This window comes from Streptomyces sp. NPDC029292 (assembly GCF_055569295.1).
Genome location: NZ_JBVHXR010000021.1, coordinates 37,238 through 61,463, shown reverse-complemented (window position 1 = coordinate 61,463; position 24,226 = coordinate 37,238). Strand labels below are relative to the sequence as shown.

Annotated in this window: 23 protein-coding genes and 2 pseudogenes; 12 read left to right on the top strand and 13 right to left on the bottom strand. The window is 69.9% G+C overall.

Features of this window, described 5'->3' with window-relative positions; translation table 11 throughout:
• The first annotated feature begins 50 nt into the window (after positions 1 to 50).
• The gene (locus ACZ4WS_RS36545; RefSeq protein ID WP_467987188.1) at positions 51 to 491 is read left to right on the top strand and encodes an SPW repeat protein; all 441 of its coding nucleotides are present in this window, start codon (positions 51 to 53) and stop codon (positions 489 to 491) included.
• A gap of 61 nt (positions 492 to 552) precedes the next feature.
• On the opposite strand, the gene ACZ4WS_RS36540 is transcribed toward ACZ4WS_RS36545, so the two are convergent.
• On the bottom strand, positions 553 to 1,320 hold the full coding sequence (locus ACZ4WS_RS36540; RefSeq protein ID WP_467987187.1) for an ArsR/SmtB family transcription factor: 768 nt from the start codon (positions 1,318 to 1,320) through the stop codon (positions 553 to 555).
• A gap of 266 nt (positions 1,321 to 1,586) precedes the next feature.
• On the opposite strand from ACZ4WS_RS36540, the gene ACZ4WS_RS36535 reads away from it, so the two are divergent.
• The 3 genes from ACZ4WS_RS36535 to ACZ4WS_RS36525 are packed head-to-tail and all read left to right on the top strand — an operon-like array spanning position 1,587 to position 4,084.
• Entirely contained in the window at positions 1,587 to 2,894 is a 1,308-nt protein-coding gene (locus ACZ4WS_RS36535; RefSeq protein ID WP_467987185.1) for a phosphotransferase, read from the top strand.
• A gap of 43 nt (positions 2,895 to 2,937) precedes the next feature.
• Positions 2,938 to 3,540 carry a GNAT family N-acetyltransferase gene (locus tag ACZ4WS_RS36530; RefSeq protein WP_467987184.1) on the top strand — a complete coding sequence of 201 codons (603 nt, stop codon included), beginning with the start codon at positions 2,938 to 2,940 and terminating at the stop codon, positions 3,538 to 3,540.
• Positions 3,541 to 3,544: 4 nt separating this feature from the next.
• A complete protein-coding gene (locus ACZ4WS_RS36525; protein WP_467987182.1) occupies positions 3,545 to 4,084 on the top strand; it encodes an AAA family ATPase in 540 nt (179 codons plus the stop codon).
• 37 nt (positions 4,085 to 4,121) lie between these two features.
• Here ACZ4WS_RS36525 and ACZ4WS_RS36520 read toward each other — a convergent pair whose 3' ends face one another.
• Positions 4,122 to 5,576 carry an APC family permease gene (locus ACZ4WS_RS36520; protein WP_467987181.1) on the bottom strand — a complete coding sequence of 485 codons (1,455 nt, stop codon included), beginning with the start codon at positions 5,574 to 5,576 and terminating at the stop codon, positions 4,122 to 4,124.
• A 198-nt stretch (positions 5,577 to 5,774) separates the two neighbouring features.
• On the opposite strand from ACZ4WS_RS36520, the gene ACZ4WS_RS36515 reads away from it, so the two are divergent.
• Positions 5,775 to 6,959: an ROK family transcriptional regulator gene (locus ACZ4WS_RS36515; RefSeq protein ID WP_467987179.1), complete on the top strand. Its 1,185-nt coding sequence runs from the start codon at positions 5,775 to 5,777 to the stop codon at positions 6,957 to 6,959.
• A 206-nt stretch (positions 6,960 to 7,165) separates the two neighbouring features.
• Positions 7,166 to 9,892, top strand: a complete 2,727-nt coding sequence (locus ACZ4WS_RS36510) for a glycoside hydrolase family 2 protein (protein WP_467987178.1) — start codon at positions 7,166 to 7,168, stop codon at positions 9,890 to 9,892.
• Positions 9,893 to 9,932: 40 nt separating this feature from the next.
• Here ACZ4WS_RS36510 and ACZ4WS_RS36505 read toward each other — a convergent pair whose 3' ends face one another.
• Positions 9,933 to 11,375, bottom strand: coding sequence for a hydrolase (locus tag ACZ4WS_RS36505; RefSeq protein WP_467987176.1), 1,443 nt, complete (start codon positions 11,373 to 11,375; stop codon positions 9,933 to 9,935).
• A 232-nt stretch (positions 11,376 to 11,607) separates the two neighbouring features.
• On the opposite strand from ACZ4WS_RS36505, the gene ACZ4WS_RS36500 reads away from it, so the two are divergent.
• On the top strand, positions 11,608 to 11,871 hold the full coding sequence (locus ACZ4WS_RS36500) for a GlsB/YeaQ/YmgE family stress response membrane protein (RefSeq protein ID WP_467987175.1): 264 nt from the start codon (positions 11,608 to 11,610) through the stop codon (positions 11,869 to 11,871).
• A gap of 91 nt (positions 11,872 to 11,962) precedes the next feature.
• Positions 11,963 to 12,844 carry a GNAT family N-acetyltransferase gene (locus ACZ4WS_RS36495; RefSeq protein ID WP_467987174.1) on the top strand — a complete coding sequence of 294 codons (882 nt, stop codon included), beginning with the start codon at positions 11,963 to 11,965 and terminating at the stop codon, positions 12,842 to 12,844.
• 223 nt (positions 12,845 to 13,067) lie between these two features.
• On the opposite strand, the gene ACZ4WS_RS36490 is transcribed toward ACZ4WS_RS36495, so the two are convergent.
• The 9 genes and pseudogenes from ACZ4WS_RS36490 to ACZ4WS_RS36450 all read right to left on the bottom strand — a co-directional run bounded on the left by ACZ4WS_RS36490 (position 13,068) and on the right by ACZ4WS_RS36450 (position 21,094).
• Complete coding sequence (locus ACZ4WS_RS36490; RefSeq protein WP_467987173.1) at positions 13,068 to 13,979, bottom strand: NAD-dependent epimerase/dehydratase family protein; 912 nt, start codon at positions 13,977 to 13,979, stop codon at positions 13,068 to 13,070.
• A gap of 124 nt (positions 13,980 to 14,103) precedes the next feature.
• Positions 14,104 to 14,880 carry a GNAT family N-acetyltransferase gene (locus tag ACZ4WS_RS36485; protein WP_467987366.1) on the bottom strand — a complete coding sequence of 259 codons (777 nt, stop codon included), beginning with the start codon at positions 14,878 to 14,880 and terminating at the stop codon, positions 14,104 to 14,106.
• A gap of 96 nt (positions 14,881 to 14,976) precedes the next feature.
• Positions 14,977 to 15,249 (bottom strand): annotated as a pseudogene (locus tag ACZ4WS_RS36480) (fumarylacetoacetate hydrolase family protein); the annotation flags it as partial.
• Positions 15,250 to 15,272: 23 nt separating this feature from the next.
• On the bottom strand, positions 15,273 to 16,598 hold the full coding sequence (locus ACZ4WS_RS36475) for an MFS transporter (RefSeq protein ID WP_467987172.1): 1,326 nt from the start codon (positions 16,596 to 16,598) through the stop codon (positions 15,273 to 15,275).
• Between the two features lie 299 nt (positions 16,599 to 16,897).
• On the bottom strand, positions 16,898 to 17,848 hold the full coding sequence (locus tag ACZ4WS_RS36470) for a catechol 2,3-dioxygenase (RefSeq protein ID WP_467987171.1): 951 nt from the start codon (positions 17,846 to 17,848) through the stop codon (positions 16,898 to 16,900).
• Between the two features lie 10 nt (positions 17,849 to 17,858).
• Positions 17,859 to 18,947, bottom strand: a complete 1,089-nt coding sequence (locus ACZ4WS_RS36465) for a 4-oxalomesaconate tautomerase (protein WP_467987169.1) — start codon at positions 18,945 to 18,947, stop codon at positions 17,859 to 17,861.
• The gene (locus ACZ4WS_RS36460) at positions 18,944 to 19,654 is read right to left on the bottom strand and encodes a 4-carboxy-4-hydroxy-2-oxoadipate aldolase/oxaloacetate decarboxylase (RefSeq protein ID WP_467987168.1); all 711 of its coding nucleotides are present in this window, start codon (positions 19,652 to 19,654) and stop codon (positions 18,944 to 18,946) included. The genes ACZ4WS_RS36465 and ACZ4WS_RS36460 overlap by 4 nt, the downstream gene beginning before the upstream one ends.
• The gene (locus tag ACZ4WS_RS36455; RefSeq protein WP_467987167.1) at positions 19,651 to 20,400 is read right to left on the bottom strand and encodes a PIG-L deacetylase family protein; all 750 of its coding nucleotides are present in this window, start codon (positions 20,398 to 20,400) and stop codon (positions 19,651 to 19,653) included. The genes ACZ4WS_RS36460 and ACZ4WS_RS36455 overlap by 4 nt, the downstream gene beginning before the upstream one ends.
• Positions 20,401 to 20,443: 43 nt before the next feature.
• Positions 20,444 to 21,094 carry a GntR family transcriptional regulator gene (locus ACZ4WS_RS36450; protein ID WP_467987166.1) on the bottom strand — a complete coding sequence of 217 codons (651 nt, stop codon included), beginning with the start codon at positions 21,092 to 21,094 and terminating at the stop codon, positions 20,444 to 20,446.
• 578 nt (positions 21,095 to 21,672) lie between these two features.
• Here ACZ4WS_RS36450 and ACZ4WS_RS36445 point away from each other — a divergent pair.
• The 4 genes and pseudogenes from ACZ4WS_RS36445 to ACZ4WS_RS36430 form a co-directional block, all read left to right on the top strand.
• Positions 21,673 to 21,900: pseudogene (locus ACZ4WS_RS36445) on the top strand (DUF998 domain-containing protein); the annotation flags it as partial.
• 64 nt (positions 21,901 to 21,964) lie between these two features.
• The gene (locus ACZ4WS_RS36440; RefSeq protein WP_467987365.1) at positions 21,965 to 22,168 is read left to right on the top strand and encodes an ATP-binding protein; all 204 of its coding nucleotides are present in this window, start codon (positions 21,965 to 21,967) and stop codon (positions 22,166 to 22,168) included.
• A 103-nt stretch (positions 22,169 to 22,271) separates the two neighbouring features.
• The gene (locus ACZ4WS_RS36435) at positions 22,272 to 22,706 is read left to right on the top strand and encodes a cupin domain-containing protein (protein ID WP_467987165.1); all 435 of its coding nucleotides are present in this window, start codon (positions 22,272 to 22,274) and stop codon (positions 22,704 to 22,706) included.
• A 61-nt stretch (positions 22,707 to 22,767) separates the two neighbouring features.
• Positions 22,768 to 23,643, top strand: coding sequence for a Stf0 family sulfotransferase (locus ACZ4WS_RS36430; protein WP_467987164.1), 876 nt, complete (start codon positions 22,768 to 22,770; stop codon positions 23,641 to 23,643).
• Here the strand turns inward: ACZ4WS_RS36430 and ACZ4WS_RS36425 are convergent.
• Positions 23,610 to 24,002 carry a hypothetical protein gene (locus ACZ4WS_RS36425; protein WP_467987163.1) on the bottom strand — a complete coding sequence of 131 codons (393 nt, stop codon included), beginning with the start codon at positions 24,000 to 24,002 and terminating at the stop codon, positions 23,610 to 23,612. The genes ACZ4WS_RS36430 and ACZ4WS_RS36425 overlap by 34 nt on opposite strands.
• Between the last annotated feature and the right edge of the window lie 224 nt (positions 24,003 to 24,226).

Sequence of the window (24,226 nt, the reverse complement as noted above, 5' to 3'; positions counted from 1 at the left end):
CAAACGCGGTCGGGTCGCCGAGATCGAGAAAAGATCGAAGGAGACGAGTCATGGCCAACGTCTCGCATCCCAGGGGTGACATCACCAGCCATCCCGATGTATCCGAAATGCGGGCTCGGTATGACCGCATGCTCGGTGGTCGCGATGTGGCGCTCGTGGACGGGCCGGTGTTCCTGCTCGGTCTGTACTGCGCCGTATCCCCGTGGATCCTCCACTACACGACAAGCCAGCCCGACCTGGTGACCCACAACCTGGTCATCGGCATCGCGATATCCCTGCTGGCCCTCGGATTCACCGTAACGCCGGAGAGGATGTACGGCCTGAGCTGGGCCATCTGCGCGATGGGCACGTGGATGATCATCTCGCCGTGGATCGTCGGCACCAGCCCGGACACCGGAGTCGTGCTCAACAGCATCATCATCGGCGTTCTGGCCGTGGTGCTGGGGGCGTTGTGCGCGATCACGGCGACGAGAAGCACCCCACGGGCGTAGCGAGGAAGGAAGCACACATGCGGCCGGTCCGCCCAGCGGCGGACCGGCCTTCCCGTGTCTGTCAGCGGTTCGGCACCAGCCACGGCTCCTGCGGCAGCGGGCTGCCGGTCTCGAGGAGGGACTTCAGGTTGGAGAGCACCGCCGACCAACCGGAGGTGACGTCGCTCAGCGCGGTCTCGTCAGGCAGGTCCTCGTGGGTCACCGTCAGCCGGACGATGTCGGCGTGCGGCTGAATGTCGTAGGTGACCCGGGAGTACCTGTCCTCCTTGCCCTCGTCCTCGGGCGCGGCCCAGGTGGTCACGAGGCGGGTCGGGCGGTCACTCTCCACGACGGTGCCGATGACGTCGGCGATACCGGAGCGGTCCGTGCGCCGGTGTTCCCACCGTGAGCCCGGCCGCCAGTCCGAGACATTGCGGTGGCCCCAGTAGGCGGCGGTCAGGTCGGCGTCGGTGAGCGCGTCCCAGACCTTCTCGGGTGTGCTCTGGATGTAGATGACGTACACGAAGTTCGGCTTGTCGGTCATGGTTTCCTCGGCTCGTCGCTTCAGGGCGCTGAGCGCGCGCAGCCGCGGGCGCTCGAACTTGTCGATCCACCGCTCCTGGATCTCGTGGAGCGGCACCGGATTGAGGTAGTGCAGCTTTTCCCGCCCCCGCCGCACGGTGCTGACCAGGTTGGCGGCCTCCAGAACGGCCAGGTGCTGCGTCACCGACTGACGGGTCATGTCGATGCGCTCGCACAGCTCGCCCAGCGTCTGACCGTTGTGCTCGTGCAGCCGGTCCAGCAGCTGCCTGCGCGTCTGGTCGGCCAGCGCCTTGAAGACCTGATCCATTCCGGGGTCGCTCTCTGATTGCACACTCAACGTTATGCAGGCAATCACTTGCATGTCAACGTGAGGCTCCACGACGTCGGCGGACAACGCGTCGACGCCTGCCCCGCAGGGCTCCATCGGCGCCTGACCTGCGAGAAGCCGGTGGGTGCTCCCCGCGCTCAGCCGCCGTGCTCGAGCCGGCGGAGCTGCGACGCGGAGCAAGGCGTCGCGCCGAGAGTCGGATTAATCGTTGGCGGAGACCGGCTGCGGTCGCTCACACTTTCGCGGTGAGTAGAACTGTGAGTGCGTGGGTGACTTCGGGTGAGGACTTCCTCGGTGTCGTCGGCCCCTTCCCCGTGGACATCCCTTGGTGGTCCGAGGTGGAGCCGGTCACCGGTCGGCTGGAGGAGCTGCTCGGCGTTCCGGTGCTTGTCCTGCGGCTGCTGAGCGTCGACGGTGGTGCGGGCGGACGGGACGGCCATGTGACGTACCACGTCGAGGCGTTGGAGCATCCGGCGCCCGGACTGCTGGACCAACGCCCCGTCGATCAGGTCCTGTTGAACGGTCACGACGAGCTCCGGTCGCCGTGGGCGCGGGCGGACGGCCTGCGCGAACTCCTCGACTGGGCGGCCGGGACGCTGACTTCGGCGGGGCGGCCGGTGACCGGACCGGTCGAGCAACGCCGTACGTGGAACCTGGCCGGGCTCTTCCGTCTGCCCACCGGCCAAGGCACGGCCTGGCTCAAGACGACACCGCACTTCGCGGCCGACGAGGCCACGGTCGTGGCCGCGTTCGCGCAGGTCGACCCGGGTCTGGTCGCGACGCTCCTCGGCTCCGGCGAGCACCGCATCCTGATGGAGCACATCCCTGGCGAGGACTGCTGGGGGGCCTCGTCCGAGACGGTGGCCGCCGTCATGGAGCGTTTCGTCGCGGCACAGGCGGCGCTGGCACTCGGGGGTCCCGCGAACACTCCGGGTGGACACCCGACGACCATCCGGGAGGGGTGCCCGACTGGCGTCCAGGAGCCGTACCCCACTGGCGTCCGGGACTGGCGTGCGCCGGTCCTCGCCGACCGGCTGCGCGAGCTGCTCGACGGGCCGGCCGCGCGGGACCTGACCGCTCAAGCGCTGGTCGCCGCAAAGGAGTTGGCGGACCGCTGGGATCTCCTCGCCGAGTGCGGGCTGCCCGACACCGTCGTGCACGGTGACTTCCACCCCGGCAACTGGCGCAGTGACGGCGGCCCGCCCGTGGTCGTGGACTTCGCCGACGCCTATTGGGGCAACCCGGTCCTGGACGGCCTGCGGGTCCAGGACTTCCTCCCCGAGTCGCGCCGCGCGCCGGCCGCACGCGCCTGGATCGACGCGTGGAAGGCCCAGGTCCCCACCAGCGACCCGGCGCGCGCCCTCACCGTCGCCGAGCCGCTCGCTCACCTCACATACGCCGTCCGCTACCAGGAGTTCCTCGACGGCATCGAGCCGTCGGAGCGGCCGTACCACCAGGGAGATCCAGCGGACGAGATCCGCGCGGCCTTGCGCTCCGCCGAGAACCCGAGCCCGTACCTCGCGCCCGGGGACAGCCCCGCGGAGATCAGTTGAGGTGCCACTTGGCCGCCCCGGCACCCCGGGGCAGGATCAACTCATGAGCAGCCGAACGACGTTCGTCGTCCCCACCCCGCTGCGGCTCGAAGGGTTCGGGATACGGCTGCGCGAGTGGTCCGACGACGACGTGCCGGACCTGGTCGCGATGTACGACGATCCGGAGGTCGACCGGTGGACGGGGGCACCGTCACCCTTCGACACCGAGGCAGCGCGGAGGTACCTCGCCGCAGCTCGCGAGCAGCGGGCGAAGGGGCATGCCGTGCAGCTCGTCATCACCACGGACGGCGGTGTGGCGCAGGGCGAAGTCATGCTGTTCCGCGGTGCCGCCGACGAGGGCGATGTCGAACTCGCCTACGGGGTCGGGGCCGCCCACCGGAGGCGAGGGCTGGCCTCGAAGGCGGTGCGGCTCCTCGTGGACTACGCGGTACGGCAGATCGGGGCGCGGCGCGTCCTGCTGCGCATCGAGGACGGCAACACGGCGAGCAAGGCCGTCGCCAAGGCGACCGGGTTCGCTCTCACGGACGACGAGCCCATCATCCGGACGGCGAAGGGCCGGGAGGTCGTCCTGCGGACCTGGCGCCATCTGGAGACCGACGAAATCCGGGGCGACCGCGCGGAAGACCAGGAAGGTCAGGCACGCTGAGCGTATGGATCACGCGGAGGTACTGCTCATCGGCGGGCGCGCGGGCGTCGGCAAGTCCACGGTGGGCTGGGAGGTTTCGGCACGGCTGCGGGTCGCGCAGATCGCCCACGCGGTCATCGAGGGCGATTTCATGGGGCACGTGCATCCGGCGCCGGAGGGCGACCCGCACCGCGCCGGGGTCGCCGAGCGGAACCTCCGAGCGGTGTGGGGGAACTACGCCGAGCTGGGCTACCGGCGTCTCGTCTACACCAACACCGTGAGCGTGCTGACCGAGTCCGCGGGCCTCTTCGAACGGTCGATGGGAGCGGACGTACGGATCGTACGCGTGCTGCTGACCGCCACCGACGAGACCACCGCCCGGCGGCTCAAGCGGCGGGAAATCGGCTCCGAGTTGGAGCGGGAGATGAAGAACAGCGCCTACAAGGCACGGTTGTTGGACGCGCGAGCGCCGGAGGACACCGTGCGGGTGGCGACCGACGACCGCGCGGTGACCGACATCGCGCGTGAGGTCGTGGCCGCCACCGGCTGGCTCCCCGCCGGGTGACGTGGGCGGGCCCGGCCACGCCGGTCCCGCCGCTCGGTCACGCCCCCGCGGGCTCCGCGTCCGGCGTCGGCGCGGTCAGGTACTCCTCGCTGACCTCCTCCGCCCCGAAGGGCCACACCTTCTCCAGACGCGCCCAGACGACGAAGGCGATACAACCGAGGGCGAGCCAGGCCAGGGACCATTCGATGGGGTGGCGGCCCGGGGAGTTCTTGTCCGCGTATCCGTAGATGGTGAGCCAGCCCGCGAGGGCGAGGAAGCTCGGCAGCGGGTAGAGCCACATCTTGTACGGGCGGCGCAGGTGCGGTTGCCGTTTGCGCAGCACCGAGAGGGCGACGATCTGGGCCAGCGCCTGGACGATCACCATGACCGTGGTGAGCAGCTGGATGAGGGTCGCCAGGTCGGTGTGGCGGCCGATGAGGAAGCCGATCGCCGTGATGACGCCCATGGTCGCGAGGCCCAGCATCGGGAAGCGGTGCCGGGGGTGCAGCTTGGCGTAAGGGCGGAAGAAGACGCGGTCGCGCGCCGCGTCGTACGGCACCCGCGAGCCCCCGAGCAGGCCGGTGAAGACCGAGGCGAATGCGGTGATGAGGATGAGGACCGTGACCGTGTCGGCGGCGCCCTTGCCCCAGGTCTTCTCCAGGACCGCGGAGGCCACGGAGGTCGAAGCGATGTCTCCGGGGTCGGTCATCCGGTGCCAGTCGATGACGCCGAGCGTGCCGATCTGCAGCAGCAGGTAGATCGCCATGATGCCGAGGATCGAGAAGATGATGGAGCGGGGCAGGGTGCGGCCCGGGTCCTTGATCTCGGCGCCCATGTACGCGCTGGTGTTGTAGCCCAGGTAGTCGTAGATGCCGATGGTCAGACCCGCGGCGAAGCCGATCCAGAAGTGGCCGCTGGTGAGTTCGAAGGCGTGCGCCGGGTAGGTGAACGCCAGGTCCGCGCTGAAGTCGGTGGCCGCGGCGGCGATCACCAGGACGACCGAGGTGATCATGACCGCCCACATCACGGCGGTGATCCGCGCGATGTGCTCGATGCCGCGCCAGAGGAGGACGACCACCAGGGCGACGATGCCGAGTCCGACGAGATCGCCGGTGGTCTTCCCCATGTCGGGGGCCAGATAGCCCAGGTACTGGACGAAGCCGACCACGCCGGTGGACATGATCAGCGGGATGAAGAGCATGGCCGTCCACACGAAAAGGAACGGCATCAGACGTCCGGTGCGGTACTGGAAGGCCTGGCGCAGATACACGTAACTGCCGCCGGAGCCGGGCATGGACGCGCCCAGTTCGGCCCAGATCAGCCCGTCGGCGAGCGCCAGCAGGGCGCCCGCGATGAAGCCGATGACCGCCTGCGGGCCGCCGAACGCGGCGACCATCAGCGGGATCGTCACGAACGGGCCGATGCCGCACATCTGGCTCATGTTGATGGCGGTGGCCTGGAACAGGCCGACACGACGGACGAAACCGCCGGTGGGTGGCGGGCTACCGGACATGGATCCTCCTGAAGCAAGACATGGGGAGAGGTACGAAGTGACGGCCGACCTCAGTGGCGGCCGACGGATCAAGGGCGGCGGGTGACCGGCCGGCGCTGGGCTCCCCTTGGCTCGCCCGGCGAGGCTGACTGGGCGATAAAGTTAAGGAGCCTTACTAGATGCGTCAAGGGGGCGTCATGAATGCGTGAGAATGGTGCGATGCCCGCCAGCGACGCCATAGCGCAGCCTGAACAGCCCTGGAACCGCCGGCGGCTGCGCAGCACCAATGAGCGGCTGCTCCTCGACCGGCTGCGCACCGGCGGCGCCGCCTCACGCGCCCAGCTCGCCCGTGAGACGGGCCTGTCCAAGCCGACGGTCTCCAGCGCGCTCGCGGCACTGGAGGAGGCGGGACTGGTCCACGAGGTCGGCACCCACACCCCCGAGCGCGGCCGGGTGGCCGTCCTGTACGCCCCGGACCCCGCGGCCGGATACGCGCTCGGCATCGACATCGGCCGCGGCTGGCTGCGCGTGGCGGTGGCCGACCTGGACGGGTCCGTGGTCGCGCGGGCCGATGTGCGCAACCGTGCCCGCACCTCCGGCGCCATGGCCGACCTGGTGGTCTCCACGGCCCACCAGGTCGTCGCCAACTCCGGCGTCGGCGCGCACGAGGTCGCGCACGCGGTGGTGGGCACTCCGGGCGTGTACGACGAGAAGCGGCGCCGGGTCAGGTACGCGATGCATCTGCCCGGGTGGGGCCGCGCGGGCCTCTTCGACCGGATGCGCGACGAGCTCGGCATACCGCTGGAGGTGCACAACGACGCCAACCTCGCGGCGCTCGGCGAGTACACCTACGGAGTCGGCGCGGGCAGCCGCCTGTTCACGTACATCATGATCGGCACCGGTCTCGGCATGGGCGTCGTCAGCGAGGGGCGGCTGTTCACCGGCGCGCACGGCGGGGCCGGGGAGATCGGGTTCCTGCCGTGGCCGGGGCAGCAGAAGCCGGAGACGCTGGAGGACGCGGTGTCGGGCGTGGCCGTCGTCGAGGCGGCGCGGCATTTCGGCATGAGCGGGCAGCAGCTGACCGCGAAGGCCGTCTTCGACGCGGCACGGCAGGGAAATCCCGCCGCGGTCAAGGCTGTTGAGCTGGAGGGTGAACGGATCGCGCACACGGTGGCCGCGGCGGCCGCCGTACTCGACCCGGACCTGGTGGTGCTGGGCGGCGGAGTGGGGCACAGCGTCGATCTGCTGCTGCGGCCGATACGCGAGACGCTGCGCGCCCTCACACCGCTGCGCCCGAAGATCGTGCCCAGCCGGCTGGGCGAGGACGCGGTGCTGCTCGGGGCGGTGGCGACGGCGCTGGGGACAGCGCGAGATGTGGTCTTCGAGCGGCGGTCGGCTTCCTGAGAGCGGACTGATCCCGGATGAGCGGTCGGCTTCCCGAGAGCGGACCGCTCCCGGGCCCTGGTGCCGCCTCCACTCCCCCGCCCTCGCGGGTACGGCGGTGATTGACATGACTTACTCAGCCACCTAACTTGTGGGCCAGTTAGTAAAGTTTCCTAACTTGCAGTGTCGAAGCGCGGATGCTCCCCCCACCCCCCAAGGAGACCACCGTGTTCCACCGCCCTGCCTCAAGACGGCACTTCGCCACGGGCGCCGTCGCTCTGGGCCTCCTGTGCACCCTTTCCACGAGCGCGTGGGCCGGATCCCATCGAGCCGGGTCGGCCACCCCGCAGCGAGCTCGCGTCACCAAGGTGGCCTCCGCGGCGGGCAGCACCACGGCACTCTCCGGGTACGCCATCCAGTCGACCGCCAAGGTCACCGACCCCGCGGCCGACGTCTCGAGCCCCGGCTACCCGGCGAGCGGCTGGTACCCGGCGGGCTCCCGCTCCACGGTCCTCGCGGCGCTGCTCGCGAACGGGAAGTACGCCGACCCGTTCCGCTCGACCAACCAGCAGAAGATCCCGAAGGCCGACTTCGCCGTGCCCTGGTGGTACCGCTCGGACTTCACGCTCGCCGACACCTCCGAGCGCAGCTACCTGGACTTCAGCGGGGTGATCTCGGCGGCCGACGTCTACGTCAACGGTAGGCAGGTCGCCAAGGCCGCCGACGTGGCGGGCGCGTACACACACCACGAGCTGGACATCAGCTCCCTTGTCCGCGCGGGCAAAAACACGGTCGCCTTCCGTATCCAGCCCAACACCCCCAACAAGCACCTGACCATGGGCTGGCTCGACTGGCTCCAGCCGCCGCCCGACGAGAACATGGGCATCGTCCGCGACGTCCTCGTCCGCCGCGGCGGCCCGGTCGCGCTGCGCGACGCGCACGTGGTGACCAAGCTGGACGTCCCGTCGCTCGCCTCCGCGGATCTGACGGTCAAGGCGAAGGCGCGCAACGAGACGGACGCCGCCGTCACCGCCACGGTCTCCGGCACCGTCGGACCGGTGTCCTTCACCAGGACCGTCCCGCTCGCCGCGCACGAGACGAAGACGGTGACCTTCGCACCGGCCGACTTCCCCGGCCTGCACCTCAATTCGCCCAAGGTGTGGTGGCCCGCGGGCATGGGCGGGCAGCCCCTGTACAGCCTCGACCTGACGGCCTCCGTCACCGGCACCGCCTCGGACACCGCGCACGAGGACTTCGGCATCCGCGACGTGAAGGCGCCGCTCAACTCCGACGGCGCCCGGCAGTACAGCATCAACGGCCGCAGGCTGCTCATCAAAGGCGGCGGCTGGTCTCCCGACGAGTTCCTGCGCTGGGACCGGACGTACGTCGAGGACCGGCTGAAGTACGCGCTCGACCTGGGCCTCAACACCATCCGCCTGGAAGGGCACATCGAGCCGGACGAGTTCTTCGACCTCGCCGACCGGTACGGCGTCCTCACGCTGCCCGGCTGGGAGTGCTGCGACAAGTGGGAGGGCAACGTCAACGGCAGCGAGTCCGGTGACAAGTGGACGGCCGCCGACTATCCGATCGCCAAGGCGTCCATGGCCGCCGAGGCCGCACGCCTGCGGGACCACCCCAGCGTCATCTCCTTCCTCATCGGCAGCGACTTCGCACCGGACGCCACGATCGAGAAGAATTACGTCGACGCCCTGAAGGCCGCGGACTGGTCGACGCCCGTGGTCGCGGCCGCCTCGGACAACTCATCCCCGATTACCGGCAGTTCGGGCATGAAGATGTCCGGGCCCTACGACTGGATCCCGCCGAACTACTGGTACGCCAAGCGCGAGGGCGGCGCCACCGGCTTCAACTCCGAGACCAGCGCGGGCCCCGACATCCCCACGCTCGACACCCTGCGCCGCATGATGTCCCCCGCCGAGCTCGACACCCTGTGGAAGAACCCGAGCGCCAAGCAGTACCACCGCTCACCGTCGTCGACCTTCGGCACCCTCAAGATCTACGACGACGCCCTGACGGGCCGCTACGGCGCACCGACCGGCCTCACGGACTACGTACGCAAGGCGCAGCTCGCCCAGTACGAGAACGTGCGCGCGCAGTACGAGGCGTACGGGCGGAACGCCACCGACTCCTCCAAGCCCTCGACCGGGGTCGTCTACTGGATGTTCAACAGCGGATGGACCTCGTTGCACTGGCAGTTGATGGACCGTTACCTGGACCAGGGCGGTGCCTACTTCGGCGCCAAGAAGGCCAATGAGCCGCTGCACATCCAGTACTCGTACGACAACCGCTCGGTCGTCGTGGTGAACAACCGGCACGCGTCCGCGTCCGGACTCACGGCCCGGGTGACGCTCTTCAACACCGACGGTGCGCAGAAGTACGACAGGACGGTGACCGGTGTCGGCGTGGGCGGGGACGGCGCTCGCGCCACCGCGCTCACCGTGCCGTCCTCGGTGAGCGGTCGGTCGACGACGTACCTCGCGCGCCTGACGCTCACCGATTCCCAGGGCAAGGAGGTCAGCCGCAACGTCTACTGGCTCTCGACCAAGCCCGACACGATCGACTGGGCCCACACCGACTGGTACTACACGCCGACGACGAGCTACGCGGACCTCAAGGGGCTCAATTCGATGGCCCAGGTGCCGGTTTCGGCCTCGGCGTCGACCAGGACGGGTGCGGACGGCACCTCCACGACGACGGTGGCCGTCCGGAACACCGGGACCGGCAGGACTCCGTCACTCCTCACCGATGTGCACCTGGTGGACGCAAAGGGCAAGCCCGTGCTGCCGGTTCAGTGGTCCGACAACCAAGTCAGCCTGTGGCCGGGCGAGTCGACGACTCTGACGGTGACGTACCGGACGGCGGATCTGCACGGGTCGATGCCACAGGTGCGGGTCTCCGGGTGGAACACGCCGGAGAGGGTGATCCCCGCGGCCTAGAGCAGGTCGGGCGGGCCCGGGGTCGGGCCCGCCCCTTCGCTCAGCTCACGTTCAGCGCCGTGTCGTCGATGACGAACGACGTCTGGAGCTTGGTTCCCTCGGTGCCGGTGAACTTGACGGTCACCGTCTGCCCCGCATAGCTGCCGAGGCTGAAGCTGCGCTGGGTGTAGCCGGAGGCGGCGTTGAGGTTCGAGTAGGTCGCCAGGGTGCTCAGGACCGTGCCGGAGCTGTTGAGCACTTGCGCCGTGAGCGTGTCGTACGCCGTGGTGGTCGTGGTCTCCGCGGTGTCGATGTGCAGGTAGAAGCTCAGGGTCGCGGCGCAGCCGGACGGGATGGTCACCGACTGGGACAGGGTGTCCGTGGTGGCGGTGGCGTTGCCGTCGAGCCAGGCGTAGTACGAGCCCGTACGGGCGGACTCGCCGGTGGAGTTGGTGATGACTCCACTGGTGGCACTCCAGGTGCTCGAGCCGGACTCGAAACCGCTGTTGCCCAGGAGCTGGGCGGCCGTGCAGGTGCCTCCGCCCCCGCCACCGCCGCTGCTGCCGGCACCCGTGAGCCACTCGGTGGCGTTCAGGGCGAGGGCGGCGTTCGTGGCGCCGGTGTCGTTCCAGCCGTCGTACAGCGTGTTCCCGGACTGGCCGGTGCCGTCGTCGATCGGCGAACTGTCGCCCCAGAAGGCGACCTTGCCGCTGCCGAACGTGCTGGTGGCGAAGAACGCGCCGGTATTGCCGGAGTAACCGCTGCGGTAGAGCAGCCCCTTGACGGAGGAGTTGTCGGCCGGCTTGAGGGTGGCCGTCGTCCCGCTGGCGATCAGGCTCTTGGTGACCGTGCCGAAGGAGCCGTGCAGCACCGGGTCGGTACTGTCGCTGATCGCCGCCGGGTAGCCGGAGCTGATGCTCAGCGAGTCGACGGAGAAACCGAACGGGTCGGTGCTGTCGACGCTGTTGTTGCTCATCAGGTCGTTGAAGATCTCGACCGCGTCATAACCGTCGTTGTTCCGGTCGGCGCCGGTGTGGTCGGAGATCATGAACAGGCCGCCGCCGTTCTTCACGAACGTCATGATCGCGGTCTTCTCGGCCGTGGTGAACAGGGTGTTCGGCTCCGGCAGCACCAGCGTGTCGAAGTTCGCCAGGTCCGTCGCGGCCGAACCGCCGTAGGTCAGGCTGGAGCCCGAAGGCAACGTCTTGAGGCTGTAACTGCCGGTCTTCTGCAGGGCGACGCCCCACGAGGACAGCGCCCCCGTCCAGTCCGTCTCGGCGGACGGCGTGGAGTCCTGGCCCAGCGGATCGGGCTGACTGGTGGAGACGATCCAGTCGGCATTGCCCGCCGTCTCGGCGTGAGCGTTGTCGAACAGAATGCGGTGCGTGGTCGCCGCGGCGGCCGGGGAGGCGGTGGCCCCCTGGACGGCGGCGCCCGTGACCAGCAGTCCGAACACGGCCAGTGCCGTGGTGAGTCTGTGGCGGGATCTTCTGAATCCGAGCATCCGGCGAACCTCCGTGAGGGGTGGGGAGAGGCGTGCGGGGCGCCAAGTCTGCGCGCGTAGAACGGAAGTTGGCCGTCTACCGCGCGACAGATTATTGAACGGTACATGGCGAAACGACGGCTGAACAGGAGGGCGCCGGAGCACATCCCGGGGGCGCGCGAAGCGGGGCGGACTGCCTTCGCGCCCAGCGGGCACATACCTAACTGCGGGGGACCGACAAAGAGGGGCGGAGATGGAGATCTCAGGCATCATCAGTGCCATCCTCATCGGCATCATCATCGGCGTACTCGGCAGGCTCGTCGTCCCGGGACGCCAGCGCATCGGCATCCTGTGGACGATCGCCGTCGGCATCGTGGCCGCGTTCATCGGCTCCGGGATCGCCGCCGCGTTCGGCGTGGCCGACACCAAGGGCGTCGACTGGATCGAGTGGCTCATCCAGATCGGCCTCGCGGCGATGGGCGTCGCGGCGCTTGACCGGGCGAAGGTGCGCCACTGACGGACAGCGCCAAAATCTCTTGCAGGTCGCGCACCGGCACGGCTAGGTTCTGCGGGCTTCGCCCCCGCACGCCCGACGCCACGGAGAGACCTTGCCGCCACGCATCACGCCGCTGACCGATCCCGAGCCCACACCGTCGAGCCGACGCCTGGTCTGGCTGGCTTCCGGCACCGACGGAGTTCCCGTGGGCTCGGCATTTCTGCGGTTGTTCACCAAGGAGGGGCAGGAGCATCTGGCCGAGCTCGAGATCGCCGTCCATCCGGCCGAGCGGCGGCAGGGGGTGGGAAGCCGTCTCCTGGACGCGGCCGTCTCCGCGGCCCGAGGCGAGGGGCGGCGGTCGCTCGTCGCCCAGGCCGAGGACGGCTCCCCCGGTGACCTGTTCCTGGCGGCGCGCGGCTTCCACCGGGCGCTGGCTCTGACGTACGCGAGGCTGCCGCTTGCCGACGTGGATCTCGCGCGGATCACCGAGATCGCCGAACGTCCGCATCCCGGCTACGGGTTGACGCACTGGGACGGCACCGTGCCGCCCGAGCTGGCGCGGACCTTCGCCGACTCGCGGCGGGCCATGGACGACATGCCGATGGAGGGAACCGACTACGGGACCGTCGTGTGGGACGTGGAGCGGGTCGTGGCGGCGGCCGAAGTCATCGCGAAGCGCGGGGAGTTGCTGCACACGGTCGCCGCGGTGGACCGCGCGGACGGCTCGATCGTCGGCTTCTCCGAGCTCGTGGTGCCGGGCGACGGCCGGGGTGACGGCCAGCACTACGGCACCGGCGTCCTGCCGGAGCACCGTGGCCACGGCCTGGGGCTCTGGATGAAGGCGGCGGCGATCCGTCATGCCCGTCAGCGGCATCCGGAACTCGGCAGCCTGCTCACCGACACCGCCGACAGCAACAAGCCCATGCGCGGCATCAACGACGCGCTCGGCTATCTGCCGACGCACAAGGCGGTGGAGTACCAGCTCGATCTCTGACGGATCGGCAGGCGGGAGCGTTCAGGCCCGCCGACCGCGGCTCCCCTCGGCAGTCGGCGAGCCTGCCGCCTCGACCGGGCGCCCGGCGCGGGAGAGTCGAGCGCCGCGGGAGGCAGCCCCCCGGGACGGCTTGCGTCCCCACCGTCAGCATGCCGTCCCACACCGCTGCCCGCGTTGGGCCGACCGGCCCTCGACTCCGCTCCGTTCGGCCCAAGTTCGCGCTTCAGGCGGCCGTCTTGAGCGCGGCGAGCCCGTCGCGGGCGGACGGAAAGGCGGGCGTCCAGCCCAGTTCCCGCTCGGCCTTCGCCGAGGACACCCGCATCGTCGTCTGCATCATCACGTGCGCGTACGACAGGGGCTTCATCAGCCACAGCGGTACGGTCATCGGCTTCGGCAGGCCGAACTGCTCGGCAACGGCCCGGACATGGGCGGCGAAGCCCTGCGGGGCGCGGTCGGTGATGTTGTACGCCTGACCGGGGCGGCCGTGTTCGACGGCGGCGGCGACCGCGCTCGCCGCGTCGACGAGGTTGATCCACGGCAGGACCCGGCCGTGGTCGTCGGCGACGGGGAGCTGCCGCTTGCGCAGCATGGGCAGGATGGCGTCGGTGCCGCCGGGGCCGTAGAAGAGGCCGAAGCGCAACGCGATGCCTTCCAACCCGGCTGCGTCGAGGGTGAGTTGCTCCTTGGTCCGCATGGCCGCGATGTGCTGTTCCAGCTGTTCCGTGGCGCCGCGCGGACCGAAGGGGTCGTCCTCCGTGAGGACGTGGTCGCCATGGTCGCCGTATCCGTATCCGAAGACCATCGACTCGGCGACGAGCCGCCGTGCGCCGGTGGCCCGCGCGGCCTCGATGAGGTGGGCGGTGCCGTCGATGCGCAGCGCGTTGGTCGCGTGCATGTCGTGGTGGCGCAGGGGCGCCTTGCGCAGAGCGGTGGCGGCGAGGACGACCGTGTCGAAGTGCCGCCCGTCGACGGCGCGCAGCAGCGCGTCGCGGTCCATCAGGTCGGCCTGGAGCCCGTTGGCCGGGCCCCGGCCGAGGCCGGTGACCTGGTGGCCCGCGTCGGTCAGGGCGCGGGTGATGTGGTTGCCGAGGACGCCGCTGGCGCCGGCCAGGAGGATGCTCTGGTGTGTCGTCATACCCACCCGACGGGTCGAGGCGGCCGGGATGTGACATCGGGCCCCTGTGCCCGGCCCACCCGGTCCACGATCCCCGGCGCCCGGCCCGCGATCCCCCGCGGCACGCCCACCCGGCCGCCGAGCGTCACCCCGTGTGCACGTACGGCGTCGTCGTGGTCAGTGGTTCGAAGCCCAGGCGGGCGAGGATGGGGCGGCTCTGGCTGGAGGCGTCGACCTGGACGTATCGGTAGCCGCGGTCGGCGGCGACGCGGGCCCGGTGGGCGACGAGGGCGCGGTAGATACCGCGGCCGCGCCAGCCCTCGACGGTGCCGCCGCCCCACAGCCCGGCGAACCGGGTGCCGGACAGGAGTTCCATGCGGGCCGCGCTGACCGGTACGTCACCGGCGAGCGCCACGACGGCGACGACCGTGTCCGCGTCGCCGGTGAGCTGGGCGAGCAGCTGCCCGCGCAGCCGTGTGCCGTCCGTACCGAAAGCCTGTTCGTGGACGTCGGCCACGAGGTCGACGCCCGCGCGGTCGGTGACGGGAAGCAGCCGCACGCCCTCCGGCGGTTCGGCGTCGAGTGCCAGATCGCCCAGCTCGGCGACCATCAGCGTCTCCTCGGGCTGGGCGGTGAATCCGGCCGCGCGCAGCCGCTGCCCGAGGTTTTCCGGCTTGTCGTGCCCATACATCTTCCACTCGAACTCGCGCCCGAGTTCGGCGAAGTACCGGACCTGGTCGCCGATCTCGGCGTCGGCGCTCGTCTCGTCCAGGTCCGACCAGATCACTCCGTTCCAGCCCTGCTCGGTGCCGACCTGGCGCACCACCTTGCCGACGCGCTCGACCCGGGCGCCTGGGGCGTCGGGCCGCGCCCCCTCCCTCATGTCCCGGTCGAACAGGGCCAGTACCGCAACGTGATCCATGGGGCCACTCCAGCATCCTGGGGCGGCCAGGGCAATGGGAATACGATCTACAGTGCTGTGGGGCCCGTGAACCGCTGGTGGAGTTTCGCCGATTCCGTTGATCCGGCTGACCAGTTCATCACCCCCGGTGAGATAGCGGGGCGGGGTACGGCGGTTGCCGACTCCGGCCGGTGTGCCGGTGAAGATCAGGTCGCCGGGGAGCAGCGGCAGGACGGCGGAGAGCCGGACGATGAGGTCCGGGACCGGGAAGATCACGGACTTGGTGCGGTCGTGCTGGACCGTTTCGCCGTTGAGGAAACCGGTGATCTCCAGGGCCGCGTGCCGCCTGCGCGAACGCGCCTGGACAAGGCCCTCATTGGCCCTGCCCAGGCGCGTGTCCCTCGCCCCGTCGGTCAGCCGGTGGGAGTCAGCTGCTGCTGCGGCGCGCTGCTCTGCGCCATCGACTGGACGCTGCGCAGGCCGGTCAGGCTGACGAACACCAGCGAGAACACGCCCGCGGCGGCGAAGGCGGTGAAGCCCGCGGTGGTCGAGCCGGTGGCAAGCAGCTGACCGCCGAGCCACGGGCCGAAGACGGCACCGAAGCGGCCCATGCCCGAGACCCAGCCGACCGCGGTGGCACGGTTGTCGTCCTCGGAGCGGTGCGCCACGGTGGCGTAGATCATCGCCTGGGCGCTGAAGAGGAACATGCCGGTCAGGAAGACCACGGTGTAGGTGAGAGGCAGTGCCATCTTGATGCTGAGCGCATAGACGCCGATGGCGGTGGCACCGAACCAGATCGCGGCGATGCGCGAGCCGCCGAACTTGTCGGTGAGCCTGCCGCCGACCAGCATGCCGACGATGCCGCCCAGGTTGATCACGATGACGAAGCCGATCGAGGACCCGGTGTTGTAGCCGTTGGCCTTCATCAGCGACGGCAGCCACTGGGAGACGCCGTAGACGAGCAGGAGGCCGCCGAAGGAGGCCAGCCAGAAGAAGAGGGTCTGGACCCACAGGCCGCCACGGAAGAGGGCGGCGACCGCGCTCCAGCGATCGGAGACAGCCGGGCGGTCCTTGTCCCGGGCGGCCAGCTCGACGCCGTAGCGGTCGGCGAGCGCCAGGGCTTCCGTGTCCCGGCCCTTGGCCTGCAGGAAGGCCATCGACTCGGGCAGGAACTTGATGGCCAGCGGGACGCCGATGAAGAGCGGGATCACGCAGATCCAGAAGGAGACGCGCCAGTCGCCGGTCCACAGGGCCACGAAGCCCGCGACGATTCCACCGGCCTGGTGGGCGGTCATCAGGGAGCCGACGATCAGGGCCCGGCGGCCGCGCGGGGCGTACTCGGTGACCATGGTGATCGCGCTCGGCAGCAGGCCGCCGAGGCCGAGGCCGGCCAGGAAGCGGCCCAGGCTGAAGACGCCGAGGCTGGCGGCGGAGGCGCAGACCGCGGAGGCCAGGGAGAAGACGACGGTAGAGACGATGATCGTCTTCTTGCGGCCGACCCAGTCGCTCACGGTGCCGGAGGACAGCGCGCCGATCAGCATGCCGAAGGTGGCATAGGAGCCGACGTCGCCGGCCTTGCCGGGGTCGATGCCGAGCGCCTTGGTCTCCATCATGTGCGGGAGCACGGACCCGTAGATGAACATGTCGAGGCCGTCGAAGAGGACGACCAGCCAACAGAGGCCGACGACAAGCGCGGCCATTCTGCCGCCGCGAGCGGGCAGGGCGAGGGAGGAGGACATCTTTGTTTCCTCTCGTCCAGGAGGCGTGGGCCCTGGAAGGGGGATTGGTGAGGCGGGTCTACGCGGCTCGTGCGGTTGACCCGATTGTGCGCTAGACGCTAAGGATTCGTTTCAAGAGTGTCAACGTTTTTGTCAACAATCTAGGAAACAATCTGGCCACCCTTCATGACGGTGCCACAGCGTTCTAAGAAGCAGGTGAAAAGGGCGCGGGCGGCACCTGCCGCTGTGCCGCCCGCCCGCTGGTACTGGCTGGAAATAGCCGCTGAGGACCCTGGTGACGAACGCCAGGGCAGAGGGGGTCAGCTGACCGGCGGTGTGCCGTGGGTGTGGAAGGACTCGATGGTCTTCAGACCCCAGGCCTGTCCCTTGGCGCGCTCCGCCGGCGTCCAGGTGATCAGCGGCCAGTCGGGGGCGAGCACCAGACGGGTGAGCGGGTTGCACAGCTCGATGCGGTTGCCGCCCGGCTCGTAGACGTACAGGAAGAACGTCTGCTGGATGGCGTGCTTGTGCGGACCGGTCTCGATGAACACACCGGTGTCCAGCGCGAGATCGGCGGCGCGCAGGATGTCCTCGCGGGTGTCGGTCGCGAACGCGATGTGGTGCAGGCGACCGCGCGAGCCCGTCCAGTCCTCGGTGTAGACCACGTCGTACGACTTGTTGGTGAACGTCAGCCACTTCGCGGCGATCTTGCCGTCATCGAGCTGGATCTGCTCGGTCGGGCGGGCGCCGAGGAGGTGCTGGTGGAAATCGGCGTTGGCGGCGACGTCGGCGGCGAGATAGTTGACGTGGTCCAGGCGGCGTACCGCCACGCCGTGGCCCGGCTTGGCCTGGGGCTGGTTCTTCAGCCCCGGCTTCAGCTCGTCCGGAGCCTGGTACCACTCGGACTCCCAGTACAGGGCCACCTCGTGGCCGTCGGGGTCGGTGGTGACGTACAACGGGCCGATGCCGGGCTCGTCCTCGGCCCAGTGGCCCTGATGGCCCGCGGCCTCCAGCTCCTTGACCCGCCGCTGCAGGGCCTCCTCGCTCGAGGCGCGCAGCGCGGTGCGACGGATGCCGGCGGTCTCGTGCGCGGTGAGCACCAGGCTGTGGTGCTCGTAGTCGTCCCAGGTCCGCAGATAGACCGAGTCGCCGTTCTGGCCGTTGACGGTCAGGCCGAGGTATTCGGTGAAGAACCTCAGACTGCCGTCAAGGTCCGGGGTGAGCAGTTCGACATGCCCGAGGTGGGCGATGTCGCCGAGCGGCGGGGCCATGCGGGCCTCCTTAAAGGTGATGTGCGGCTCCGGACGGCCGGGGGAAGACCGTGCCGTCGAAGATCTTGCGTGCGGTACGTACGACGGCGGTGCGTCGGGCCACCGGTAGGGCGCCGACGGCGCCGTACTCGACACCGGCTTCGATGTCGAGGAACCCGGTGGGGTGCTCGATGCGCAGCCGGTCCCCCTGCGCGGGCAGGCGGGCCACGCCCTGGCCGACGCCGCCCTCGACACGCAGCCCGGCGGCGACGCTCGCGGCGCCCAGGACGCCGATCGAGGTGTGGCAGCGCACCGGGATGAAGGTGCGGGTCATGACGGCGCCGCCGTCCCGGGGCGGCGCCAGCAGGCTGAGCTTGGGCACGGTGGTGCCTTCGACGTCGCCGAGGCCCATCAGCTTGCCGGCCTCCAGTCGGATCTCCCGGAGCCGGTCGGCGAGGGCGAGATCCTCCTCAAGGTCCTTGGGGGCCTCGTAGCCGGTGACCTTCAGGGAGGACGCGGCGATCAGTACGGTCGGCATCCCGTTGTCCACGCAGGTCACCGGCGTGTCGGCGACGATGTCGCGGGCGTGGCCGGTGGGCAGCAGCGGGCTGCTGCTCTGCGGGAACTCGATCACCACCGGTGCGGCGGTGCCCGGCACACCCGAGATCTCGGCCGAGCCGGCGTAGATGACGCGCCCGCCCCGGGTGGGGAAGGTCGCGATCGCGAGGTCTCCGCTGTTGACCATGCGGATCCGCACGGACGTCTGTCCGTCCCCGGGGGCGACCAGTCCGCGTTCGACGGCGAACGGGCCGATCCCGGCCAGGATGTTTCCGCAGTTCTGCCGGTCGGAGACCTCGGCCCTGTCCACGCTGACCTGAAGGAACAGGTAGTCGACATCCACCTCGGGGTCGGCCGAGGCGGAGACCACGGCCACCTTGCTGGTCAGGGGGTGCGCCCCGCCGAGGCCGTCGATCTGGCGCGGGTCGGGGCTGCCCATGACCCGCAGCAGCAGGTCGTCACGTTCACCGGCGTCGGTCGGCAGGTCCTCGGCCAGGAAGTACGCGCCCTTGGAAGTGCCGCCGCGCATGAGCATGCAGCGCACCTCCTCGGGCCCCGTCATGACTGCGCTCCGTCCCGCACGTATTCGTCGTACGACGTGTAGGTCACACCCAGTCGTACGAGGGTCTCGCGCAGGCCGTACCGGTCGAGTCCCAGCTGGCCCTCGATGAAGGCGGCGCGGGCACCGGCCTCCTTGTTCTCGCGGGCCTCGGACGCCTCGGCCGCCTCGCGGGCGCGCTCGCGGGGCACACAGACCACGCCGTCGTCGTCGGCGAGGATCACGTCGCCGGGCCGTATCACCTGGCCGCCGATCGCCACCGGCACGTTGACCGAGCCGCCGGTCGCCTTGACGGTGCCCTGCGGGCTGACCGCCGCGGACCAGGCCGGGAAGCCCATCTCGCGCAGCTCGGTGGTGTCCCGGATGCCCGCGTTGATGATCAGGCCGCGGACACCGCGTCGCTGGAGCGCGGTGGCGAACAGCTCGCCGAACATGCCGTCGGTGGAGGGCGAGGTGGTGGTGACGACCAGGATGTCGCCCTCGCCGCACTGCTCGACGGCGGCGTGGATCATGAGGTTGTCGCCGGGCCAGGAGAGCACCGTGACCGCGGTGCCCGCGACCCGGGTGTCCTGCTGGATCGGGCGCAGGTGCGTGCCGAGCAGGCCGGTGCGGCCCATCGCCTCGTGGACGGTGGCGACGCCGAACCCGGCGAGCGCCTCGACGTCCTTCGCGTCCGCCTTCGGCGGGTTGGTGACGATCACGCCGCTCATGCCAGTTCCTTCGCGATCTGCGGGTACGGACGCATGTACGCCTCGGCCATGGTCTTGTGGGCCAGGCCCAGGTTCGGCCCCGCGTTGCGCTTGAGCTGGACGCCGCGGCGGACGGCGAGGTCGGTGTAGTAGTCCCACAGGTGCTGCTGGGCGCCGAGGCACTCCATCGCCTTGCGCTTGGTCTCCCACACCTCGGTGATGTCGAGGAGGACCTCGGGCTTGAAGCCGCTCATCTCGGGCTGGTGCGGCTCGAAGTAGAAGACCGGCGGGGCGCCGATGATCTCGCCCGGGCCGGGGTAACCGATGGCCTGGGCGAGGACGCGGGCCTCCAGCGCCATCCGGTTGGCGGCCGGGTGGTCACCGTTGTACGGGTCCTCGATCGGGTGGGTGAGCACCACGTCGGGCTGGGTCTCGCGGTACACGGCAACCAGCTGGTCGGTCAGCTCGGGGGTGGCGATCAAGGGGTAGTCGCCGGCGTCGAAGAAGCGGACCTCGGCGCCGAGGGTGGCGGCGGCCTTCTCGGCCTCCTCACGGCGTATCGCCTTGATCTCCTCGAGCTTCTTGCCCTCGCGCCACGCCTTGGCGGACTCGCCGCGCTCACCGAAGGTCAGACACGCGATGGTGACCTTCTCCCCCCGGGAGGCGGCGAGGGCGATGGCTCCCCCGGCGCGCCACACGAAGTCCCCGGCGTGCGCGGTGACGACGAGCGTCGATCGTGGGGTGGCGGGCGCGTTGCCGTGCGTCATTGCAGAAATCTCCTTTGGACAGGTGTGCGCCCGCCCCGGACCGTCAGTCGCGCAGCGCGTCGATCACACTGCCGAGGTGGGCGCGGACGGCCGCTTCGGCCGCCTGCGGGTCCCTGGCCACGATCGCTTCGATCATGGCCAGGTGTTCACTCAGGGAGTGCTGGGCACGTCCCGGCCTGAGTGCCAACTGGAACCGGTGGCGAACCAGTTGGGCGTTCAGCCGCTCCAGGAGCTCCACGGCCACCTGCTGGCCGGAGAACTCCCTGATCCGGGCGTGCACTTCATGGTTGAGCTCGGAGTAGGTCACCGGCTCGCCGTCGGCGACCGCCTTGGACATCGCGGCGCCCAAGTCCGTCAGCTCGGTCAGCTGTTCATCGCTGGCCGCGACGGCCGCCTTGGCCGCGCAGAGTCCTTCGAGGGCCATGCGGCATTCGGTGATGGCCACCGCTTCCTCGACCGTCACCACCCGCACCCGCGATCCGCGGTTGCGGATGCGCTCGACCAGTCCCTCCGACTCCAGCTCGATCAGCGCCGCCCGGACGCTGGCCCGAGTGACACCGAACTGCTCGGCGAGTTCGTTCTCCACCAGCCGCTGGGCCGGTGCCATCTCTCCGCGCAGAATCGCCTGCCGCAGCTGCACCAGTGCATGCTGCTTGGCCTGCTCGCCGGTGCCTGGACGGGCTTCTTTCTGCATTGCGCCCTCCCTGAGTGAGTGCCTGTCGAACGTAAATCTAGTCCAACAAGATTGTCAACAATTTTGTTCTCTATGTTGGCGACATGCTTCGGCGGCGCTTCGGTCAACCGCCACGGCAGCCATGATCGGCCACAAGCATCACACGGTTGTGGCGGCTCGGTGAGAGCCGCGTCCGTCCGTCCATCCCCCTGTCCCCTCCCGTCAGTTCGCATCAGGACCTTCCGCAGATCCACTGCGCGCTGCGCCTGCCGACCACCCCCTGCAGCGGGTGCCACCTCCAGGACGGCTGCGGCGGCACCAGCGTCACGCTTTCCGGCCACCGGCTCACTCACCGTCCTGCTTCATGCAAGCGTCACGCGGTGAGTGGTACGCGCCTTGTCCGGTGCCCGTTGCCTTGCCGGCATGCACGCATCCCTCTTCTCGCGGGCCGCCGCCGGCCGCCGTGATCCGCGGCTGCTGACGTCGGCCGCGCACACCGCCCGCACCGCCCGCACCGGGTCGGTCGCCCTGGCCGCGATGCTTCCCGTGGGTGGGCCGAGCACGTCGATCCGGTCGGGCAGACGCTCAGCGACTACGCGCTGCACGACGGTGCCGCGGCACTCTTCACGGCCTGCGTCGGATCCGCCGCGGCAGGGTCGGCGGCCGTGCTCGCCGGTCTGCTCCGCAGCCGCCTGCCCGTCGGAGCCGTCGCGTCGGCGGCGCTGGGGGCGGGCTGTGCCGGACTCGCGCTCTGCGCCGCCTTCCCCACTGACCCGGCCGGCCGCGCCCCGCCCCTGAGCGGACTGCTGCACCGCAACGCCGCGGGCGTCTCGCCGGCCGCGCCGCCCGCCGGCGGTCTGCTGCCGGCCCGGAACCGCCGACGGTGTCGGCATCGGCGAGAACGACCTGAACCGGATCTTCAGCCGCTTCGAACGGCTCGAGCATCCGGGCCGGCCCGCTCCCGCCGACGGCAGCGGCAGCGGCAGCGGCAGCGGCAGCGGCCTGACCATCGCCCGGGATATCGCCCGCGCCCACGGCGGAGACGTCGCCGCGTCGTCGCCGGGACCGGGCAAGGGAGCGACGTTCACCCTGTGAATGCCGACGACGTCGATGTGACGAAGCCCCTGAATCCCGCGCGCTGGTACGACACACTCCACAGCGGAACGCCAACTCGTCGACTGCTGATGGGACTTACCGTATGCGCACCGTGCTCCGTACCGGGCTGGCAGGAACCGCGGCCGTCTGCCTCGCCCTCGTCACCGGCACCGCCCACGCGACTCCTCCCGGCCCGGGAGTCAGCGGCAAGGTCATCGCGCAGACCACCGTCGACGGCAAGGACTACATACTTCGGGAGATCACCGTCCCGGCCGGCCAGAGCACCGGCTGGCACTACCACGACGGAACGCTGTACGCCCTCGTCAAGGAAGGCACGCTGAGTCACTTCGACTCGACGTGCACGGCCGACGGTGTCTACCGGGCCGGGAACACCCTGACCGAGCCGGCCGGTCCCGATCATGTGCACATAGGCCGCAATCTCGGCACGGTCCCCTTGGTGCTGGACGTGCTCTACGTGCTGCCGCACGGCGCACCCTTCTCCGAGGACGCGGCCAACCCCGGGTGCGACTTCCAGTGAGTCAGCCCGTGATGGGGTTGCGTGTCGTGATCGTGGTGGCCTTCCCTGGTGGCGTGACGATGTGGATGGACGCCGCGGAACATGTCGACTCGTACTTCATCTGCGCCACTCCTCGCACGGGCAGTTCGCTACTCCTTGGATTGCTGGAGTCGCCGGTCGGCCACAGGCGTACTTCCGTGCACCCGACGAGTCGCTGTGGGCCGAGTGGTGGCGGATTCCGCGTACTTCTCAGGGCGGATTCGACTACGCGGAATACGTCAGAGCGGCTCTCGCCACCGGCCGGACCGAGAACGGCGTATTCGGGGCGAAGCTCATGTGGGGAACCCTGGACGAGGTGGTCGACAAGCTCGGGGTGGTCCATCCCGAGCTTCGGGGCGAGGATGTCGCGCTGCTGAACCGGGCATTCGGCCGCACGCGCTTCGTCCACCCGCGTCGCGATGATGTTCTGGCGCAGGCGGTGTCCTGGCTGCGCGCCGAGCAGGCCCATACCGGGTACGCGCCGACGGCGACCCCGAGGAGGGTGCGCGGCAGCCGGAGGTCCCGCACGATCGCGTCGTTCTCGGTGCCCTCCAACTTGCTTGTCACGGGTGATGGCAGTGGCGCCACCGGGGTGGTCGCGGGCTGCCGCTTGGTGACTGGTCACGGAGACGGCGACGCCGTCGCCGGTGCCGTACGGCGGATCGCCGATGAGGATGACGATGCCGGCGACCAGGGCTGTCCAGGTGGCCAGGACGGTGCGTGCGACGAGGAAGGCGGAGAACCCCTGCTCACCCAGCATTGGACCGCCTGGCATGCGGGCCTAGGTCAGCCCGCCGGTGCGGAGGAGCAGGGCCGTACCGGGCTCCAGCTCCAGGGGAGGTGTCGGGGATGGCGTCCTCGACGCGACGAGACTGGGCGCGAAGGTCAGCGGGCCCTGCGGCTGCCGGGCGGGCCCTGAGGGTCGACGCCGGTGGAGGCGGATGCGTCCTTGGTTCCGCTGGGACGCTGGGAGCGGCCCTTGGGGCCGGCGTCGTGCATGCCCTTCTCGTCACTGCGGGCCTTGCTCTGTTCTTCTCCGCGGTGGCTCGTACTCTTCACGGGCCTGCCGAGCGGATCCCCGGCCTCCTCTTGGGAGACCTTGCGCCCGGGGCCCTTTTCGGGAGCGTGCTGGTCGGGGTGGAACGAGCGGTGGGCGCTCGGGTTGTCCTGTTGGCGGGTCTCGTCGACGTCCGGAGACCAGCCGTGCTGGTGGGTGCCCTTGTGCTGGCCGGGGCCCTCACCGTGCGGGGGCTGGGATGACTTCGGCTGCTTAGCCATGGCCTGGCCTGCCTGCCTCTCCTGCACTGGGTACAGGCTGTGTGAGCTCCGCGGATTGCGGAGCTCTCCCTGTGCCGATGTGGTTGCTACCAGTAGTGCTTGCGTCCGCCGACGCCGTGGCCGAGGGCGGGCCTGGCCTGCCTGCCTCTCCTGCACTGGGTACAGGCTGTGTGAGCTCCGCGGATTGCGGAGCTCTCCCTGTGCCGATGTGGTTGCTACCAGTA

Bases quoted from the DNA above. Each gene is read 5' to 3' on its own strand.
- ACZ4WS_RS36545 (WP_467987188.1), top strand. From the start codon at position 51: ATGGCCAACGTCTCGCATCCCAGGGGTGACATCACCAGCCATCCCGAT.
- ACZ4WS_RS36540 (WP_467987187.1), bottom strand. From the start codon at position 1,320: ATGGATCAGGTCTTCAAGGCGCTGGCCGACCAGACGCGCAGGCAGCTG.
- ACZ4WS_RS36530 (WP_467987184.1), top strand. From the start codon at position 2,938: ATGAGCAGCCGAACGACGTTCGTCGTCCCCACCCCGCTGCGGCTCGAA.
- ACZ4WS_RS36525 (WP_467987182.1), top strand. From the start codon at position 3,545: ATGGATCACGCGGAGGTACTGCTCATCGGCGGGCGCGCGGGCGTCGGC.
- ACZ4WS_RS36520 (WP_467987181.1), bottom strand. From the start codon at position 5,576: ATGTCCGGTAGCCCGCCACCCACCGGCGGTTTCGTCCGTCGTGTCGGC.
- ACZ4WS_RS36515 (WP_467987179.1), top strand. From the start codon at position 5,775: ATGCCCGCCAGCGACGCCATAGCGCAGCCTGAACAGCCCTGGAACCGC.
- ACZ4WS_RS36505 (WP_467987176.1), bottom strand. From the start codon at position 11,375: ATGCTCGGATTCAGAAGATCCCGCCACAGACTCACCACGGCACTGGCC.
- ACZ4WS_RS36500 (WP_467987175.1), top strand. From the start codon at position 11,608: ATGGAGATCTCAGGCATCATCAGTGCCATCCTCATCGGCATCATCATC.
- ACZ4WS_RS36490 (WP_467987173.1), bottom strand. From the start codon at position 13,979: ATGACGACACACCAGAGCATCCTCCTGGCCGGCGCCAGCGGCGTCCTC.
- ACZ4WS_RS36485 (WP_467987366.1), bottom strand. From the start codon at position 14,880: ATGGATCACGTTGCGGTACTGGCCCTGTTCGACCGGGACATGAGGGAG.
- ACZ4WS_RS36475 (WP_467987172.1), bottom strand. From the start codon at position 16,598: ATGTCCTCCTCCCTCGCCCTGCCCGCTCGCGGCGGCAGAATGGCCGCG.
- ACZ4WS_RS36470 (WP_467987171.1), bottom strand. From the start codon at position 17,848: ATGGCCCCGCCGCTCGGCGACATCGCCCACCTCGGGCATGTCGAACTG.
- ACZ4WS_RS36465 (WP_467987169.1), bottom strand. From the start codon at position 18,947: ATGACGGGGCCCGAGGAGGTGCGCTGCATGCTCATGCGCGGCGGCACT.
- ACZ4WS_RS36460 (WP_467987168.1), bottom strand. From the start codon at position 19,654: ATGAGCGGCGTGATCGTCACCAACCCGCCGAAGGCGGACGCGAAGGAC.
- ACZ4WS_RS36455 (WP_467987167.1), bottom strand. From the start codon at position 20,400: ATGACGCACGGCAACGCGCCCGCCACCCCACGATCGACGCTCGTCGTC.
- ACZ4WS_RS36450 (WP_467987166.1), bottom strand. From the start codon at position 21,094: ATGCAGAAAGAAGCCCGTCCAGGCACCGGCGAGCAGGCCAAGCAGCAT.
- ACZ4WS_RS36435 (WP_467987165.1), top strand. From the start codon at position 22,272: ATGCGCACCGTGCTCCGTACCGGGCTGGCAGGAACCGCGGCCGTCTGC.
- ACZ4WS_RS36425 (WP_467987163.1), bottom strand. From the start codon at position 24,002: ATGGCTAAGCAGCCGAAGTCATCCCAGCCCCCGCACGGTGAGGGCCCC.